The 14,424-nt window shown below is 63.2% G+C and carries 13 protein-coding genes; 8 read left to right on the forward strand and 5 right to left on the reverse strand.

All coding sequences use genetic code 11. The annotated features are described in order from the left end of the window. Nucleotides 1-56: 56 nt before the first annotated feature. Complete coding sequence (locus ACH0AE_RS15555) at nt 57-719, reverse strand: BON domain-containing protein (RefSeq protein WP_010339440.1); 663 nt, start codon at nt 717-719, stop codon at nt 57-59. 292 nt (nt 720-1,011) lie between these two features. Here ACH0AE_RS15555 and ACH0AE_RS15560 point away from each other — a divergent pair, with 292 nt between their 5' ends. The 8 genes from ACH0AE_RS15560 (at nt 1,012) to ACH0AE_RS15595 (ending at nt 8,196) form a co-directional block, all read left to right on the forward strand. Further along, nucleotides 1,012-1,485, forward strand: a complete 474-nt coding sequence (locus tag ACH0AE_RS15560; RefSeq protein ID WP_406875896.1) for a Dps family protein — start codon at nt 1,012-1,014, stop codon at nt 1,483-1,485. A 149-nt stretch (nt 1,486-1,634) separates the two neighbouring features. Beyond that, the gene (locus ACH0AE_RS15565) at nt 1,635-2,447 is read left to right on the forward strand and encodes a universal stress protein (protein ID WP_126053275.1); all 813 of its coding nucleotides are present in this window, start codon (nt 1,635-1,637) and stop codon (nt 2,445-2,447) included. A gap of 137 nt (nt 2,448-2,584) precedes the next feature. After that, nucleotides 2,585-2,794, forward strand: coding sequence for a hypothetical protein (locus ACH0AE_RS15570; RefSeq protein WP_125458957.1), 210 nt, complete (start codon nt 2,585-2,587; stop codon nt 2,792-2,794). Between the two features lie 46 nt (nt 2,795-2,840). Continuing rightward, nucleotides 2,841-3,587 carry an HAD-IIB family hydrolase gene (locus ACH0AE_RS15575; RefSeq protein ID WP_126053274.1) on the forward strand — a complete coding sequence of 249 codons (747 nt, stop codon included), beginning with the start codon at nt 2,841-2,843 and terminating at the stop codon, nt 3,585-3,587. A 150-nt stretch (nt 3,588-3,737) separates the two neighbouring features. After that, the gene (locus tag ACH0AE_RS15580; RefSeq protein WP_010339436.1) at nt 3,738-4,682 is read left to right on the forward strand and encodes a DnaJ C-terminal domain-containing protein; all 945 of its coding nucleotides are present in this window, start codon (nt 3,738-3,740) and stop codon (nt 4,680-4,682) included. Between the two features lie 91 nt (nt 4,683-4,773). Further along, a complete protein-coding gene (gene dnaK, locus ACH0AE_RS15585; RefSeq protein WP_047867094.1) occupies nt 4,774-6,648 on the forward strand; it encodes a molecular chaperone DnaK in 1,875 nt (624 codons plus the stop codon). A 75-nt stretch (nt 6,649-6,723) separates the two neighbouring features. Next, nucleotides 6,724-7,263, forward strand: coding sequence for a nucleotide exchange factor GrpE (locus tag ACH0AE_RS15590; RefSeq protein ID WP_075153418.1), 540 nt, complete (start codon nt 6,724-6,726; stop codon nt 7,261-7,263). Nucleotides 7,264-7,956: 693 nt separating this feature from the next. Further along, nucleotides 7,957-8,196: a hypothetical protein gene (locus ACH0AE_RS15595; RefSeq protein ID WP_047867096.1), complete on the forward strand. Its 240-nt coding sequence runs from the start codon at nt 7,957-7,959 to the stop codon at nt 8,194-8,196. A 57-nt stretch (nt 8,197-8,253) separates the two neighbouring features. Here ACH0AE_RS15595 and ACH0AE_RS15600 read toward each other — a convergent pair whose 3' ends face one another. The 4 genes from ACH0AE_RS15600 to ACH0AE_RS15615 all read right to left on the reverse strand — a co-directional run bounded on the left by ACH0AE_RS15600 (nt 8,254) and on the right by ACH0AE_RS15615 (nt 14,257). After that, complete coding sequence (locus ACH0AE_RS15600; RefSeq protein ID WP_075153416.1) at nt 8,254-9,597, reverse strand: glycoside hydrolase family 130 protein; 1,344 nt, start codon at nt 9,595-9,597, stop codon at nt 8,254-8,256. Beyond that, entirely contained in the window at nt 9,588-11,897 is a 2,310-nt protein-coding gene (locus tag ACH0AE_RS15605) for a glycosyltransferase (RefSeq protein ID WP_406875897.1), read from the reverse strand. The genes ACH0AE_RS15600 and ACH0AE_RS15605 overlap by 10 nt, the downstream gene beginning before the upstream one ends. 55 nt (nt 11,898-11,952) lie before the next feature. Continuing rightward, complete coding sequence (locus ACH0AE_RS15610) at nt 11,953-13,065, reverse strand: mannose-1-phosphate guanylyltransferase/mannose-6-phosphate isomerase (protein ID WP_406875898.1); 1,113 nt, start codon at nt 13,063-13,065, stop codon at nt 11,953-11,955. A 217-nt stretch (nt 13,066-13,282) separates the two neighbouring features. After that, nucleotides 13,283-14,257: a tyrosine-type recombinase/integrase gene (locus ACH0AE_RS15615; RefSeq protein WP_075153413.1), complete on the reverse strand. Its 975-nt coding sequence runs from the start codon at nt 14,255-14,257 to the stop codon at nt 13,283-13,285. Nucleotides 14,258-14,424: the final 167 nt, after the last annotated feature.

Below are 14,424 nucleotides of genomic sequence, written 5' to 3' on the forward strand. Positions count from 1 at the left end.
GGATGTTGTGCAGCCGGCGAAGGCGGGGATAGCCATCGCCATCCCCGCCGATCGCATCAGGGCAGGATCCTGATTTGATTGTCAACGCTCGTCACGCCAGGTGCGGCCCATGCCGATCTTTCGGCCTCCTGACGTTCGGCCCAGCTCCTGACCGTACCCTTGAGCGTGACCTTGCCGCCGTCGGCTATGACCTCGACGCGTTGCGCGTCGACCTGGGCGCTGCGGACGAGGGCGTCCTCGATCTTCTTCTTGACGTCGCCAGGGTTGACCCTGGGCTCTACCGTGATCAAATTGGTGACGCCCTTTACGCCGCTGATCGACCGGACGGCGCGTTCGGCCCATTCCTTCTGAAAATTCCATTCGACATGGCCCTCGAGCGTAAGCCAGCCATTTTTGACGACGACCTTGACCTTTTCGGCGCTGCTGGGCAGTTCGCGCTTCAGCGATTTTACCGCGTCTTCGGCAATCTCGGGATCAAGGCGCTCGGTCGACAGCTTGACCTGGATCTCGTTGGCGACCGCCTTAACCCCCGAGACGCGTTTCGCCGCCTTCTCGGCATAATAAGAGTCCATATAGCTCTTGGTCACGCCGCTCAGCGTCACGATCCCGTCCTTCACGGCGACGGCGATCGTCTCGTCATGCTGGATCGACGGGTCGTATTTGATCTCGTCCTCGACGTCCCTCTTGATGGTGGAATCGGTGCGAAAAAGGGAAACCATGGTGGATCCTCCTAGTCATTGCGGGCCAGCAGCCCAGGTTGGCACTCCGCCGCAGCTTTCCTATTCAGCGAGTCGCCGATGCGCGCTGACTTAGGTCAGGCGAAAACCGGTGGGACCGTTCCCCGCCCGGTCGCGGTCTGCGACCGTTACATTGCCGTCTGATGTGGGTCAGTTCATCGCCGCGGTGCCGCGCTATCCTCCGCAGTGCTTCACCAACCGCGCTTGCGGCCGAGGCGCAACCCGCGACCAGACCTCCGCCCGCCTAGCGCGGCGGTTTAACAGGATGACAGGAATGGCCATCGAGATCGGAATTGACGATACCAAGAGGAAAGAAATAGCCGAGGGTCTGTCGCGCCTGTTGGCCGACACCTACACGCTATATCTGACGTCTCATAATTTCCACTGGAACGTCACTGGGCGGATGTTCAACAGCCTCCATGCGATGTTCATGGTCCAGTATACTGAATTGTGGAATGCGGTTGATCCGATCGCCGAAAGAATTCGCTCGCTCGCTGAGCCAGCACCTGGTTCATATGCGCAGTTTGCGAGGCTGAGCTCGCTCGCTGACGCGCCCGAAAGTCCCCCCAGAGCCGAGGCGATGATCCAGATTCTGGTCGACGGACACCAGGCGACTGCCCGATCGGCTCGCAGCCTCTTTCCTGTGGCGGATGAAGCGGGCGACCAGGCGACCGCTGATCTCGCGACGCAACGCGTGGCGGTTCACGAAAAGGCGGCCTGGATGCTCCGCGCGCTCCTCGACGAGTGAACTTACCTCCACAGCCCACGCTTTCGGCGGCAATGATCGGCGGGCGCCGCGTCTGACCTATGTCAGCGTCGGCGATCCTTCCGCTGCTTACCCTTCTGCTGCTGCGGCCATTGCCTTTCGGCCGACCACGCAATCGAAAGGATCGGTAGATGAAAACAGGATTGCTCCACGTGGCCGAGGACAGGGGCGGAGACGCGCGGCTTGACGCGGCAGTCCAGCTTGCCCGGGCATTCGACCTTCATCTGACGGGCGCGCAGGCTGCGCCGCTGTCGGCCTACGCAATGGCCGACCCCTTCGGCGGGGTTTACCCATCGGTGAAGCTCTTCACGGAGCATGAGAAACGACAGGATGCCACGCGCGCGGCCGTGGAGGCCAGACTGCGCGACGAGGGCGTGGCGTTCGACTGGCTCCGCGGAGCTGGTTCTCCCGCGACGGTGCTTCTCGATCAATCGCGGCTGAGCGACGTGATCATCCTCAGTCATCTCGAAAGCGACGAAGGCGGCTGGGACGCGGAACTCGACCTCGTCGGCGATGTCGCAGTCCATTCGCGTGCTCCGATCCTCTCGGTGCCTTATGACAACGGAACGCTTGACCTCGAGGGCACTGCGCTCGTCGCGTGGAACGCTTCGTTCGAGGCCGCGCAGGCGCTGCGTTTCGCGGTTCCGCTCCTGAGCCGGGCGGCGCGCGTCCAGATCGTGACGATCGGGGACGACGCTCCCGAGTTTCCCGCCGCCGGCGCCGCCGCCTATCTCTCGCATCATGGCATCCAATCGGAGTTGCTCTCGGTGCCCCGCGGTGAGCTCAGCGTGGGAGAGGAACTGCTGAACGTCATCATCGACTCGCGGTCGAGCTTCGCGGTTCTCGGCGCCTATGGGCATTCGCGCATTCGCGAACGTATCCTCGGTGGGGTCACGCGCGAGATGTTGCTGCGGTCCCCGAAGCCGCTGCTGCTGGCCCATTAAGCAGGGAGAACGATCGATGCGCGGCATCATCGCAGCAGTGCTGTGCGTCGCTCTAGCTGGATGTGGGACGCAGAAGGCGGAGCAGCCTAGCGGCGATCACCGCGCATAGCGCCTCGATCAACAACTACCAACAGGCGGTGATCAACCTGAACGACGCATCTAGGCGGTCTGCGCTCTTCCGCGCGATCCGAGATGCCGGTCTGGCGTGCCAGAATGTCATTCAGGCTGAGCGGCTGCCGGACGAGAAGGAAGGACCGGTTTGGCGGGCGCAGTGCGAAGACAAGTCCTATCATCTCGTCATCGTTCAAGCCGATGGCACGGCCAATGTGGTCAGCCGAACTCGGTGATCCCTTCTTATAACTCTTGTGTCGACCCAAAGCCAACGGTGACGGTGTGAAGCAGCTGATCGCTTTCGATCTCGACGGCACCTTAGCCGAAAGCAAAGCCCCGCTCGACGACGAGATCGCCGGGCTGCTGGCAACGCTCCTCACCTTTGCCCAGGTGGCAGTGATTTCCGGGGGTGACTGGCCCCAACTGAAGAAGCAGGTGATTGATCGCCTGCCAAGCAATGCAGAGCTGGCCATGCTCTGGATATTGCCCACTGCCGGCGCGAAGCTGTTCCGCTTCACCAAAGACTGGCAGCTGGTCTACTCGCAGGCAATCACGCCGGATGAGAAGTCGCATATCCTGGGCGCACTGGAACGGGCGATACCGGCGGCGGGCCTCAATGACGATCCTGCGTGGGGACCACCGGTCGAGGATCGCGGAACGCAGATAACCTATTCAGGCATCGGGCAGAAAGCGCCGCTGGATGCCAAGCGGGCCTGGGACCCGGATCGTCGCAAGCGGCTGCAGTTGCAAGCCATGCTAGAACAATCCTTGCCTGGCTGGTCGATCAACATCGGAGGAACCACATCGGTCGACATTACGCGGGAAGGGATCGACAAGGGATTTGGACTGCGCAAGCTGGCAGAGGTTAGCGGCGTCGCCTTGAAGGACATGATGTTCCTCGGCGACGCAGTATTCCCTGGTGGCAACGACTACCCTGCGGTTGTGACCGGCGTCGACACAGTCGCTGTTCGCGACGTGCAGGAAACAAAGAGCATCCTGCATGCTCTCACCCTATGGTTTGGTGCATGATCTCGCTGGAACGCGCCGTGGAGCGGGATGCCGATGGGGAGTTCGGAGTCGCGCACCTTGCAAGATGCTTCCGGTAACAGGATTGGTTATCTCATTTTCGCCGAGGCGTAACGGCAGATAATGAACAACCGACATAGGGACTGAAACAGAATGGCCGATCCATACCAGGCCTTGAACGTGCCGCGCGATGCTGACGACGCCACGATCAAGAAGGCCTATCGAAAGCTCGCCAAGGAATATCATCCGGACCGCAACGCGGATAAGCCGGGAGCGGCGGAACGCTTTTCTGCGATTACAGCCGCCTATGACCTCCTTACCGACAAGGAAAAGCGCGCGCGCTATGATCGCGGTGAAATCGATGAGAATGGCAATCCGAAGGCTCCCTATGGTTTTTCCGACTTCGATGGTGCCGGACCCTTTGCCCGCCGTGGCGGCTTTCGTGCCGGTACCGATGGTGGCGGGACGACATTTGAATTCAGCGGGGACGAAGCCGATTTCGCGAGCATATTTGGCGATATGTTCGGCCGCGCGGAGACCGCCGGGGGCGGTCAGCGCCGATCATATCGCTCTCGGGGAGCTGATGTCGCCTATCGCCTGAACGTCAGCTTCGAAGATGCAGCGGCGCTGCGTCCGCAACATGTCGAGCTCAGAAGGGGGAAGGCGGTCGACCTGAAGCTGCCGGCTGGCTTCGAGTCGGGGACGCAAGTGCGCCTGCGTGGCCAGGGGGAGGAAGGCCCTGGCGGACCCGGCGATGCCATCGTGATTCTCGAGATAGAGCCGCACCGCTTCTTCACGAGGGATGGAGACGATGTCCGTTTGGAGTTGCCGGTGCGCTGGGACGAAGCCGTGCTCGGCGCCAAAGTGCGGGTTCCGACCGTCGACGGGCCGGTGTTGCTGACGATCCCTAAGGGATCGAGCTCGGGGCGCACGCTGCGGATCAAGGGCAAGGGATTCCACCGGCGGGACGGTTCACGCGGCAATCAGTTGGTCCGCCTGATGGTGCATCTGCCTTCCGGCGACGCTGAGCTTGAGGAGTTCGCCCGGACCTGGGCTCAGCGTCATGACGAAAATCCGCGTGCCTCCTTGGGAGTCTGAGGCGGCCTTACGCGACAACTGATCCAGGTCAGGACTCACGAGCGCGAGACCCTTCATCGTCGTTGTTCGATTTTCTAATTCGGAGGCTAGCATGGCGAAAGCAATCGGCATCGATCTCGGCACCACCAATTCCTGCGTCGCGGTGATGGAGGGCAAAGAGCCCAAGGTCATCGAGAATGCCGAAGGTGCCCGGACCACCCCATCCATGGTGGCCTTCCGCCCCGATGGCGAGGTACTGGTGGGAGCCGCCGCGAAGCGTCAGGCCATTACCAATCCCGAGCAGACGCTCTTTGCGATCAAGCGCCTGATCGGACGCCGCTACGATGACCCTATCGTCCAGAAGGACAAGGGCATGGTGCCCTACAAGATCGTTCCCGGCGCCAATGGTGACGCCTGGGTGGAGGTGAACGGGAAGAAGTCGAGCCCCAGCGAGATCTCCGCGCACATCCTGCGCAAGATGAAGGAGACTGCCGAGAAATATCTGGGCGAGCCGGTCACCGAAGCCGTCATCACCGTTCCGGCCTATTTCAACGACGCCCAGCGGCAGGCGACCAAGGATGCGGGGACCATCGCCGGTCTCGAGGTTCTGCGCATCATCAATGAGCCAACGGCTGCCGCCCTTGCCTATGGGCTGGAAAAGAAGAAGGCAGGCACGATCGCGGTTTATGATCTTGGCGGCGGCACGTTCGACGTATCCATTCTCGAACTCGGCGATGGCGTGTTCGAAGTGAAGTCGACCAACGGCGACACCTTTCTCGGCGGCGAGGATTTCGACAAGCGGATCATCGACTTTCTCGCGGACGAGTTCCGCAAGGAGCAGGGGATCGATCTGCGCCAGGACCGGCTCGCGCTCCAGCGCCTGAAAGAGGCGGCCGAGAAGGCGAAGATCGAGCTCAGTTCGGCATCGCAGACGAGTGTCAACCTGCCTTTCATTACCGCGGATCAATCCGGTCCGAAGCATCTCGACATCAGCCTCACGCGCGCCAAGCTCGAGGCGCTGGTCGATGATCTCATCTCCCGCACCATGGGGCCGTGCAAGGCGGCGCTGGAGGATGCAGGGCTTAATGCCGATCAGCTCGACGAAGTTGTGCTGGTCGGCGGGATGACCCGCATGCCGAAGGTCGTCGAGGCGGTGAAGACTATCTTCGGGCGCGAGCCGCACCAGGGCGTCAACCCTGACGAGGTCGTGGCACTTGGCGCAGCGATCCAGGCGGGCGTGCTGAAGGGCCAGGTCGAAGACGTGCTGCTTCTCGACGTCACGCCATTGTCGTTGGGCATCGAGACGCTCGGCGGCGTGATGACCAAGCTCATCGACCGGAACACGACGATACCTACCAAGAAGAGCCAGACCTTCTCGACGGCGGAGGACAACCAGCCCGCTGTGACCATCAGGGTCTTCCAGGGCGAGCGGGAAATGGCCGAGGACAACAAGCTCCTCGGCCAGTTCAATCTCGAGAACATCGCACCGGCGCCCCGAGGCGTGCCGCAGATCGAGGTGACGTTCGATATCGATGCAAACGGCATCGTGAACGTTTCCGCGACAGACAAGGGGACCGGGCGCGAGCAGAAGATCACCATCCAGTCGTCGGGCGGACTGAGCGAAGAGGACATCAAGCGTGCGGTCAGGGACGCCGAAGAGCATGCCAGCGAGGACAGGAAGCGGCGCGAACTGGCGGAAGCGAAGAACCAGTCCGACGCTTTGATCTTCCTCTCCGAAAAGACGCTTGCGGATGCAGGGGATCGCGTTGCGGCCGCGGATCGGCAAGCCGTCGAAGACGCGGTTTCGAACCTGAAGACGGCCATGCAGGGCGACCAGATTGAGGACATTCGCGCGCGCGGCGAGGATCTGCAGTCTGCGACCCAGAAGGTCGCCAGCGCCCAGCGCGCCGAGCCGGGCAGCACATCGTCGGCTGATGACGGGATCGTGGACGCCGAGTTCGAGGAGGCGGACGACGCGAAGAAGTGATCCGGTCCGTTCCGCTGATCACAATTTGGTGAAGTGGCGCCTGCCGCTTGCACGGATGAATGAAGGCTCGGTCAAATGAACCAGGACGACATCGCTGAAGGAGGGCAGTCTCCGGAGCCGCAGGAGCAAGGGCTGGAGAAGCCCGAGTCCACGCAGGCGGCCGCGTCGGACGCCGACGAGCTGCGGGAGCGGCTCCTGCGTGCGCTGGCCGATGCCGAGAATGCCAGAAAGCGAGCCGATCGCGCGCGTGCCGAGGGGCGCGAGACCGGGATTGCAGAACTGGTCTCGAAAATCGTTCCGGCTCTCGACAGCCTCGATCTCGCCATCGAGGCGGCCAGCCGAACCGAGGAAGGAACCCAGCCGAGTGTCGATGCCCTGCTAAACGGGCTCCGGGCGACCAGTCGCGCGTTTCTCGATGCGCTGATCAAGGTGGGCGTCGAGCGAATATGCCCCGGCACGGGCGAAGCGTTCGACCCCAACATCCATGATGCGATCTCATCGCGATCTGATGACGAGACAGGTGACGGCCTGGTCCTCGAGACCCTCCAGCCCGGATACAGGGTTGCAAGCCGGCTTGTTCGGCCCGCGCGCGTCGTGATTGCAAAGGCGAGCTGAGCGGGGAGGCGGATCCAATGGTACGGTTCGCCTCGGCCGCTGACGCCTTCGGACCACGGCAATGCTCGGCCCGGTCCACAAGGGGCTACTGGTGGTGCGGCGTGCTCGCCCTCGTCTCGGCCGCGCATGCCGACTCGGCGCCTGCGAAGAGCGGGCCCCAGCTCCCGATTTTCGAAGTCCACGAGGTCGGGAGCGGCGATCGGCCGAGCTATGAAATCGCCATCCTCGCCCCGACACGCTGGCCTGACCGGTCGGTGCGGACGGGGTTGTTGAGGAAAGCGGCGCAAGTCGCTGCAGGCCGTGGGGCGCGCTGCTTTGCGATCGAACGCGCACAGTTAAGCCGCGATGTGTCGTATGTGCCGCTCCGATCCGGTCATATGACCATTTCGACGAGCGGAAGCGCGGCTGAATGGCGCCGCTATTGGCGGCTCTATCGGCATGTGCTCGATAAGCCAGGCGTTCATTTTGGCCTCGGATCCGCACCTCGAATAGGAAGCAAGGTAGTCGAGGGGCGAATGATCATTCGTCTCTGCGGACCTGGTATCGAGACGTCGGGCGATCTCTTCGAAGTGGAACAGATTTTGTCAGGCATTCGCACTTCCGACCCAGCCGGAAGCCGTTGATGGTCTGATCCTCTCTCCGCGACCTCGTCTTTGCAGATGTTCTCGCGAGGCAAGGTGGCGGAGTAGGCGTATGTCCGTTGTCGTCCTGATGATCGAGCACCTCGGAAAGGTCTTCCTTTCGACGCATCCGAATCATGCAATCGCCTGGTCCACGCTTTTGTCCTACGTGAACGGCACCTGGGCTGAACGTTTCCCCGACCGGCCGCCTCCAGAAAACGAGGAAGAACGCGTCACGATGTTCTTCGTGGGGGAGGGGGACGAGTATGTCATCGCGGAAGCGGACGTCGAGACCGACACGACGCTGCATTAGGGAAGTGCCTGCTGGTGCGCGACTGACGTCCGCTGCGCCGTCATAGCGAAGGAAGGATCACGCGTCCGTTCGGTCCCGGATCGGCTCCACATCCTGGGCGATTGGGGACCGGGCGGCAGCTGGCGGCGACAGCATCGCCAGCAATTCCGCCAGGTCCATCGACGCGAAGCTCACGGAACTGTCCGCCACGCCATACGGCATGATCAGGCGGCCGGCGTGCGCCAACGCACCGCAGGTGTAGACGACGTTGGGGACATAGCCTTCGCGTGCTTCATCCGAGGGCGAGAGGAGCGGGACTGCGGTTCGGCCGATGACGCGGCTCGGGTCATCCCGATCGAGCAGCAGCGCCCCGATGGAATATTTGCGCATGGCGCCGACGCCGTGGGTGAGCACGAGCCATCCTTCTTCCAGTTCGATAGGCGCTCCGCAGTTGCCGATCTGGATAAGTTCCCAGGCATATTCCGGACGCGCAAGAATTTCGCCATGCTCCCAGGAAAGGAGATCGGTGGAGCGCAGTAGATAAAGGCTCTCGCCGTCCTGTCTCCCGAGCATCACATAGTCTTTGCCAAACTTGCGAGGGAAGAGCGCCATGCCCTTGTTGCGCGCGGCGCTGCCTTGGAGTGGGCGAAGCTCGAAACTTTCGAAATCGCGAGTTTCCAGGATCTCAGACGCGATCGTCGCGCCGCTGTAAGCAGTGTAGGTGCCGTAATAGACCGTACTGCCGTCACCGTTCTCGAACCTTACCAGGCGCAGATCCTCCAAGCCGTTGCGCTGCGCGGGCGTATAGGGAAACAACACCATCTCGTCGAGACGGCTGCTGCAGTCATGGCGCCGGAAGGTAACGCTGCCATCGTCATGGCTCTCGGCTCTGGCCGCGATCGCGAGATCCGGTTCCGGCTCGAGTTCGAGCGAGCCGTCTGAGAGAACGACGCCCTGGCGGAATGTGACCGACGAGATGTGGCCCTCGCCCACTGCTCGGAGCGACAAGATAAAACGTAACGCGCCCTGCGAAAGATTTGTTTGATCCGGGTGCGGCACGATGCTCGGGTTCATTAGCGCGGCAGCGCCAACCGAATACTCGTGGCAGAAACAGGCACCAATAAGTTGGCGCTGAGCCTGGTCTAGGGGAGCAGCGAAGCCAATGTCCCTCGCAACCTGCTCATAACGCTCCTCGAAGACTTTCCTGATATCATAATGCCGATTTTCGAAGTCGTTTAAGACCAAAACAAGCTCCGCCTTCACCGTGCGCGTGTCCATCGCGCGCACGGCAGCGATGATACGATGCATGCGCCAGTCGTCTACCGGATTGAGTTCTCTCGGCTCTGAGGCGAGTTTCAGCGGCCGAATGACCACTCTGGCTGGGTTTGGAAGGAGGTGCAGGCTGGATTGGATCAGCGGCATGCCTTACCTCCAGACGCGGCCACCGGGCGCTCTTCGCTTGTGTTCGAAGCGGCCGCCTTGTTGCGCAAGCGCGCGATCGCCAGGGCAGCAAACTGGTAGGCGAGGATGGATTCCGCGCCTTGGTTGAGGTTCACCCGATCGACCTGCAGCCCATCGTAGCAACCGCCATCGGGGCTCGCGATCCGCACGCCGAGGTCATTTGCGCCAAGATACCAGGCGAACGCGGCTTCGGCATGATCCCGCCAGCGGCGATCGCCGTCCTGCGCGAATGCGAGCGTGAAGGCATCGATGGTCGCCCAGGCCTCGAGCGGCTGCTGATCGAAGGCACGCGGCGGTTGAAAGGCCGCGCCGAAGCTTTGCGTGCCGACCGGCCGGAAATGGCCTTCCGGAGCGGTCTGCTGGCGCCGGAGCCAGTCCAGCGCCTCCAGGGCGTCCTGTCGCATCTCCGTGCGGCCAAGAACGGTACTCGCCACCAGCAATGCTTCCGGCAGGCGGGCATTGTCATAGGCAAGGACCGGCTCGAACCACGTCCAGGCGTCCCGCCTTACTGTACGAAGCAGGTCGAGCAGCTCGCCGGCGAACGATTCAAGTTGAAGCCTCGCCGGTCGGTGGCCCGGGTAGACGCTGAGATGCGCGGCTAGGCCGAGAATGGCGAAGGCGCGGGCACGGGGGCTGGTGAGGAACGCGCTTGCCGGGATCACCTTGTCTGCGAACACCGTTGCCCAGAGCTTGAGACCGTGATTTCGGGTGAGCTCGGCCGTACGGCCGATCGCCCAGACGGCGCGGCCGAAGCTGTCCTGTGAACCTTCCTGTTCGAGCCAGTTCCGGTCAAAACCCATGAAGTTGCGAAAGCGCTGTGACTGCTCGTTCCAGGCAAGGTCGACGAACGAAGCGTAGGTAGGCGCCAGGGCGAGCGCGCGCTTGGCCTCGATTCGCTCCGCTTCGAACTGCGCGGCGAGCATCAGCGCGCGGGCGTTATCATCGAGGCAATAGCCATGGCGCCGGTCGGGGACGGTGGACCGGCTATGCTGCAGCATACCGCACCCATCGCTCATCCGCGCCACGGCGCTAAGGCTTGGCTTCGGCGGCTTCGACTTGGAGGCGTGGAGCTGCACGATGCCCGTCTTTCCGAAAACCTCGATGCGCGCCCGCTGAAAAAGCGTCGCATAGCGCTCCGCCACCACCGGCCAGATCATGTCACGGCCGGCTTGATAAGCGTTGCGCCGCATCTCGTCGCGAAGGTTCCTGTCGGATAGAACGGCGCCCACGGATCCGGCGAGCGCCTCGGGCGAACCGAAGGGGACGAGATGACCGCGACACCCGTCGAGCAACTCCAGCGCGTGCCAATAGGGCGTAGAGATCACCGCCTTGCCCAAGCCGACAGCGTAGGCGAGCGTTCCACTCGTGATCTGCGCCTCGGAGAGATAGGGCGTCACATAGATGTCGCAGGCCGAGAGCCATGCCTGCAAGGTTGGCGCGTCGACATACTCGTTCACGAAGCGCACATGGCTCTCGAGACCGAGGCGGCGGACGCGACTTGCCAGCTCGTCGCGGTAGCGTTCGCCCTCGCGCGCCGCCAGATGAGGGTGTGTCGCGCCGAGGACGATGTATACGAGATCCGGATGATCCTTGACGAGGCGAGACAGCGCTTCGATCATCACCTCGATGCCCTTGTTTGGGGAAAGCAGGCCGAAGGTCGAAACGACGCGATGGCCGTCGAGCCCGAAGCGGTGCTTGTGGAAGGCTGGGTCCAGAAAGGGCAAATCGGGAATGCCATGCGGGATCACGGCGATCTTGCCGGCCGCCACCTCCATGTCACGGGTGAGGATGGTTCGGCCCATCTCGGTCATGACGACCAGGCGAGATGACCGCTCGGCGAGGGCGCGCATCGCGCGTCGTTGATCCGGGTCGGGCTGCGTCAGGACCGTATGAAGCGTCGTCACGACCGGCGCTCGAAGCCTCTCGAGCATCGGCAGCAAGTAGCCGCCTGCCTTCCCACCGAAGATGCCAAATTCATGCTGAACGCAGATGACGTCCGGATTGAGCGCATTGAGGTGGTCCGCGGCCGCCAGGTAGGCGTCGGGATCGTCCTGCGCGATCTCGTAACCTACTTCCTCCGGGTATCGGTGCCGCGTCCCAGGATCGCTCATCGCGACAGTGGAGAGACTGGCGTCGGGCGATATCTGGCGCAGCGCGTCGTGCAGATCGGCGGTGAAAGTCGCGATGCCGCAGCGTCGAGGAGGGAAATTGCCGATCAGCGCGATGTGGCGAACCGGCGGCGTCAGAGCATAGCCGTTCATCTTACTCTCCATTCCGGGAGTCTTCGAGATTCGTGTTGCCGATCCCATTTCCTGCTCAGGAGGCGGCGGGCGTGGCGATCGACAGGGCGGCGGTTCGCTGCGGTCGTCGCGGTGGCGGAGGCGTCGCTTGGCCGGCCCGTTGAACCAGTCGGCGCACCTCCTGAGCACGCTCCCGCGGGATCACCAGCACGACGTCATCTGTGGCATCGATAACGAGATCGGACACGCCCAGCGCGGCAACGCGGGGCCCGCTTGTCCGAATGAGGCATCCGTGGCTTTCCAGCGCCAGGACATCGCCGTGCAGCGCATTTCCGCTGTCGTCCTGGGCTTCGATCTCATGAAGCGCATCCCAGCTCCCGATGTCGGACCATCCCACGTCGACGGGAACCACCGCCATGCGCGCGGCGTGCTCCATCACGACATAGTCGATCGATTTCGCCTCCACGGATGCGAAGGTGGCTCTATCGGGAATCACTCGATTGCCCTCGCGATCGGCGGTCGCCAAAGCCTTGCGAACCGATCCGAGAAGCCCCGGCGCGTGAACCGCGAGTTCCTCGATGAGGCGGTCCGAGCGGAGGAGGAAGATGCCTGCGTTCCAAACATAGCGGCCATCGGCAAGCATGCGTTCCGCGCGTGCCGCCTCCGGCTTCTCGACGAAGCAGTTCACCCGGCAAATTTCGCCGGAGAGCGGCTCTCCCATGTCGATATAGCCGTAACCGGTCGCGGGGCGGTCTGGAGTGATGCCGAACGTCACCAGCCTGCCATCCTGGGCCAGGGGAAGAGCCCGATGCACGGCGTCGCCGAAGGACTCCACGTCCCTGATCACATGATCGCTCGGCATGACCAGCAACAAGGCGTTCTCGTCCGTGCACTCGAGCGCCGCCATGGCGAGGGCGGGGGCGGTATTGCGCCCGATCGGCTCGAGGAGCAGCCGGGAGGGTGGGCATCCCACCGCTTCGAGCTCTCCGAGGATCTGCCGCTCATGGTCCTGGCTGGCGACGACGATGGGGGAGCTTGATTGCGCGATGCTCTTGGCGCGCAAAGCCGTCTGCTGAAGGAGGCTTTCTTCGCCTGCCAGTGGAAGGAACTGCTTCGGCGTTTGCTCTGTGGAGAGTGGCCACAGTCTCGTCCCTGCGCCGCCGGAAAGGATGACGGAGATGAGCTGCATGAATCAGGCCCTTGTCGCGAAGTCCCGCCATGGGAGCAGCGCGCTCCAGGGACACTTTTCCGGTTTCCTTTCAGCGTCGGGCGCAATCCTGAAGGCTGCATCCGCCGCCAAGGCTACGTGAGGGTAAGGAGGGGGCGGCTGCCCCGCCCTGCGCTAGATCAGTCGCAACATCACTGCCTGCTCATCACGCCGGCTGTCGTGAGCGGCAGCGCTCTGATCAGAGAAACCGCTCGCCGGCATGATCGCGGAACCGGTCGGCCGAGCGGACATAGTCCGAGAGGACTTGCACCGTCTTGTGGCGGCTGACCTCCTGCATCTTGAAGATCGTCGCGCCCTGATTGGCTGCTTCGGTCAGGAACCCCGCGCGCAGCGAGTGACCGGAGAATTTGGCGGCGTCGTAGCCGGCGGCGCCGGCATAGCGCTTGACCAAGCGCGCGACTGCCTTGTCGGACATCGGCTCGCCGGTAAGCTGGTCGCTGCGGGTGAGGCGGCGGAACAGCGGGACCGCCGCTTCCTGCGCGGGCGTGCGGACAACTCCGGCCTCCAGCACCCGCACGGCGCTGATCCAGTCGAGCAGCAGCGCCTTCGGGCGCAGCCGGGTACCTTCGGGGATCGCGATCGTCGTGCCCTCGCCGGCCTGGTCCGTTTTGGTGGCGCCGAGGTAGAGTTCGATCCCGTGCTCGAGGATGCCGACATTCTCGAGCGTCAACGCCACCAGCTCGGAACGGCGCAACGCGGCGGCCATGCCGATCGCGAGCGCGGCACGATCGCGACGGGCGCGCAGACCATCGCCCTTGATCTGCGCCAGCATGTCGCGGAGCGCGGTGGCGTCAGCGGGCTCCTTGCGGGTTTTCTTGGCCCGCTTTTCGTTGCGGATGCCGGCAAGCGCCTCGCGCAGGCCGCCCGCTTCCGGGTGCGCGGCCGGCGCTGGATAGTTGCTTGTGCGATGATGGTGACCGATCGCGGCCACGCGCCGTTCGATGGTGCTTGGCTTAAGACCGGACGCGGCCTGGTTGGCGACGAACGCGGCAATCTGTTCCGGATGTGCCGGCATCGCCTCGAGGCCGCGCGTGCGACACCAGTCGGTGTAGATGATCCAGTCGGAGTTATAGGCGCGATGGGTCGCGGCGGCGCGCGCGGCTTTCTTGTAGGCGGCCGCGCGTTCGAGATCCTCGTGGAGCACGGCAAGCATGGCGGAATCGGGCGCCAGGGCCGGTAGCGTTACTGGCTCGGGTTTGAGTTCGTCGGGACTTGGGTCTTGCAAGATCAATGCCGCGCTTCGATGGACTGTCCGAGCCGGTTTGCCACCCCCGCCCGGCAAGCTCAAGTCTGTCCGATAAGAAAGATTATCGGACAGAC

The organism is Sphingomonas sp. 179-A 2A2 NHS, assembly GCF_045371305.1.
GTDB lineage: Bacteria > Pseudomonadota > Alphaproteobacteria > Sphingomonadales > Sphingomonadaceae > Sphingomonas.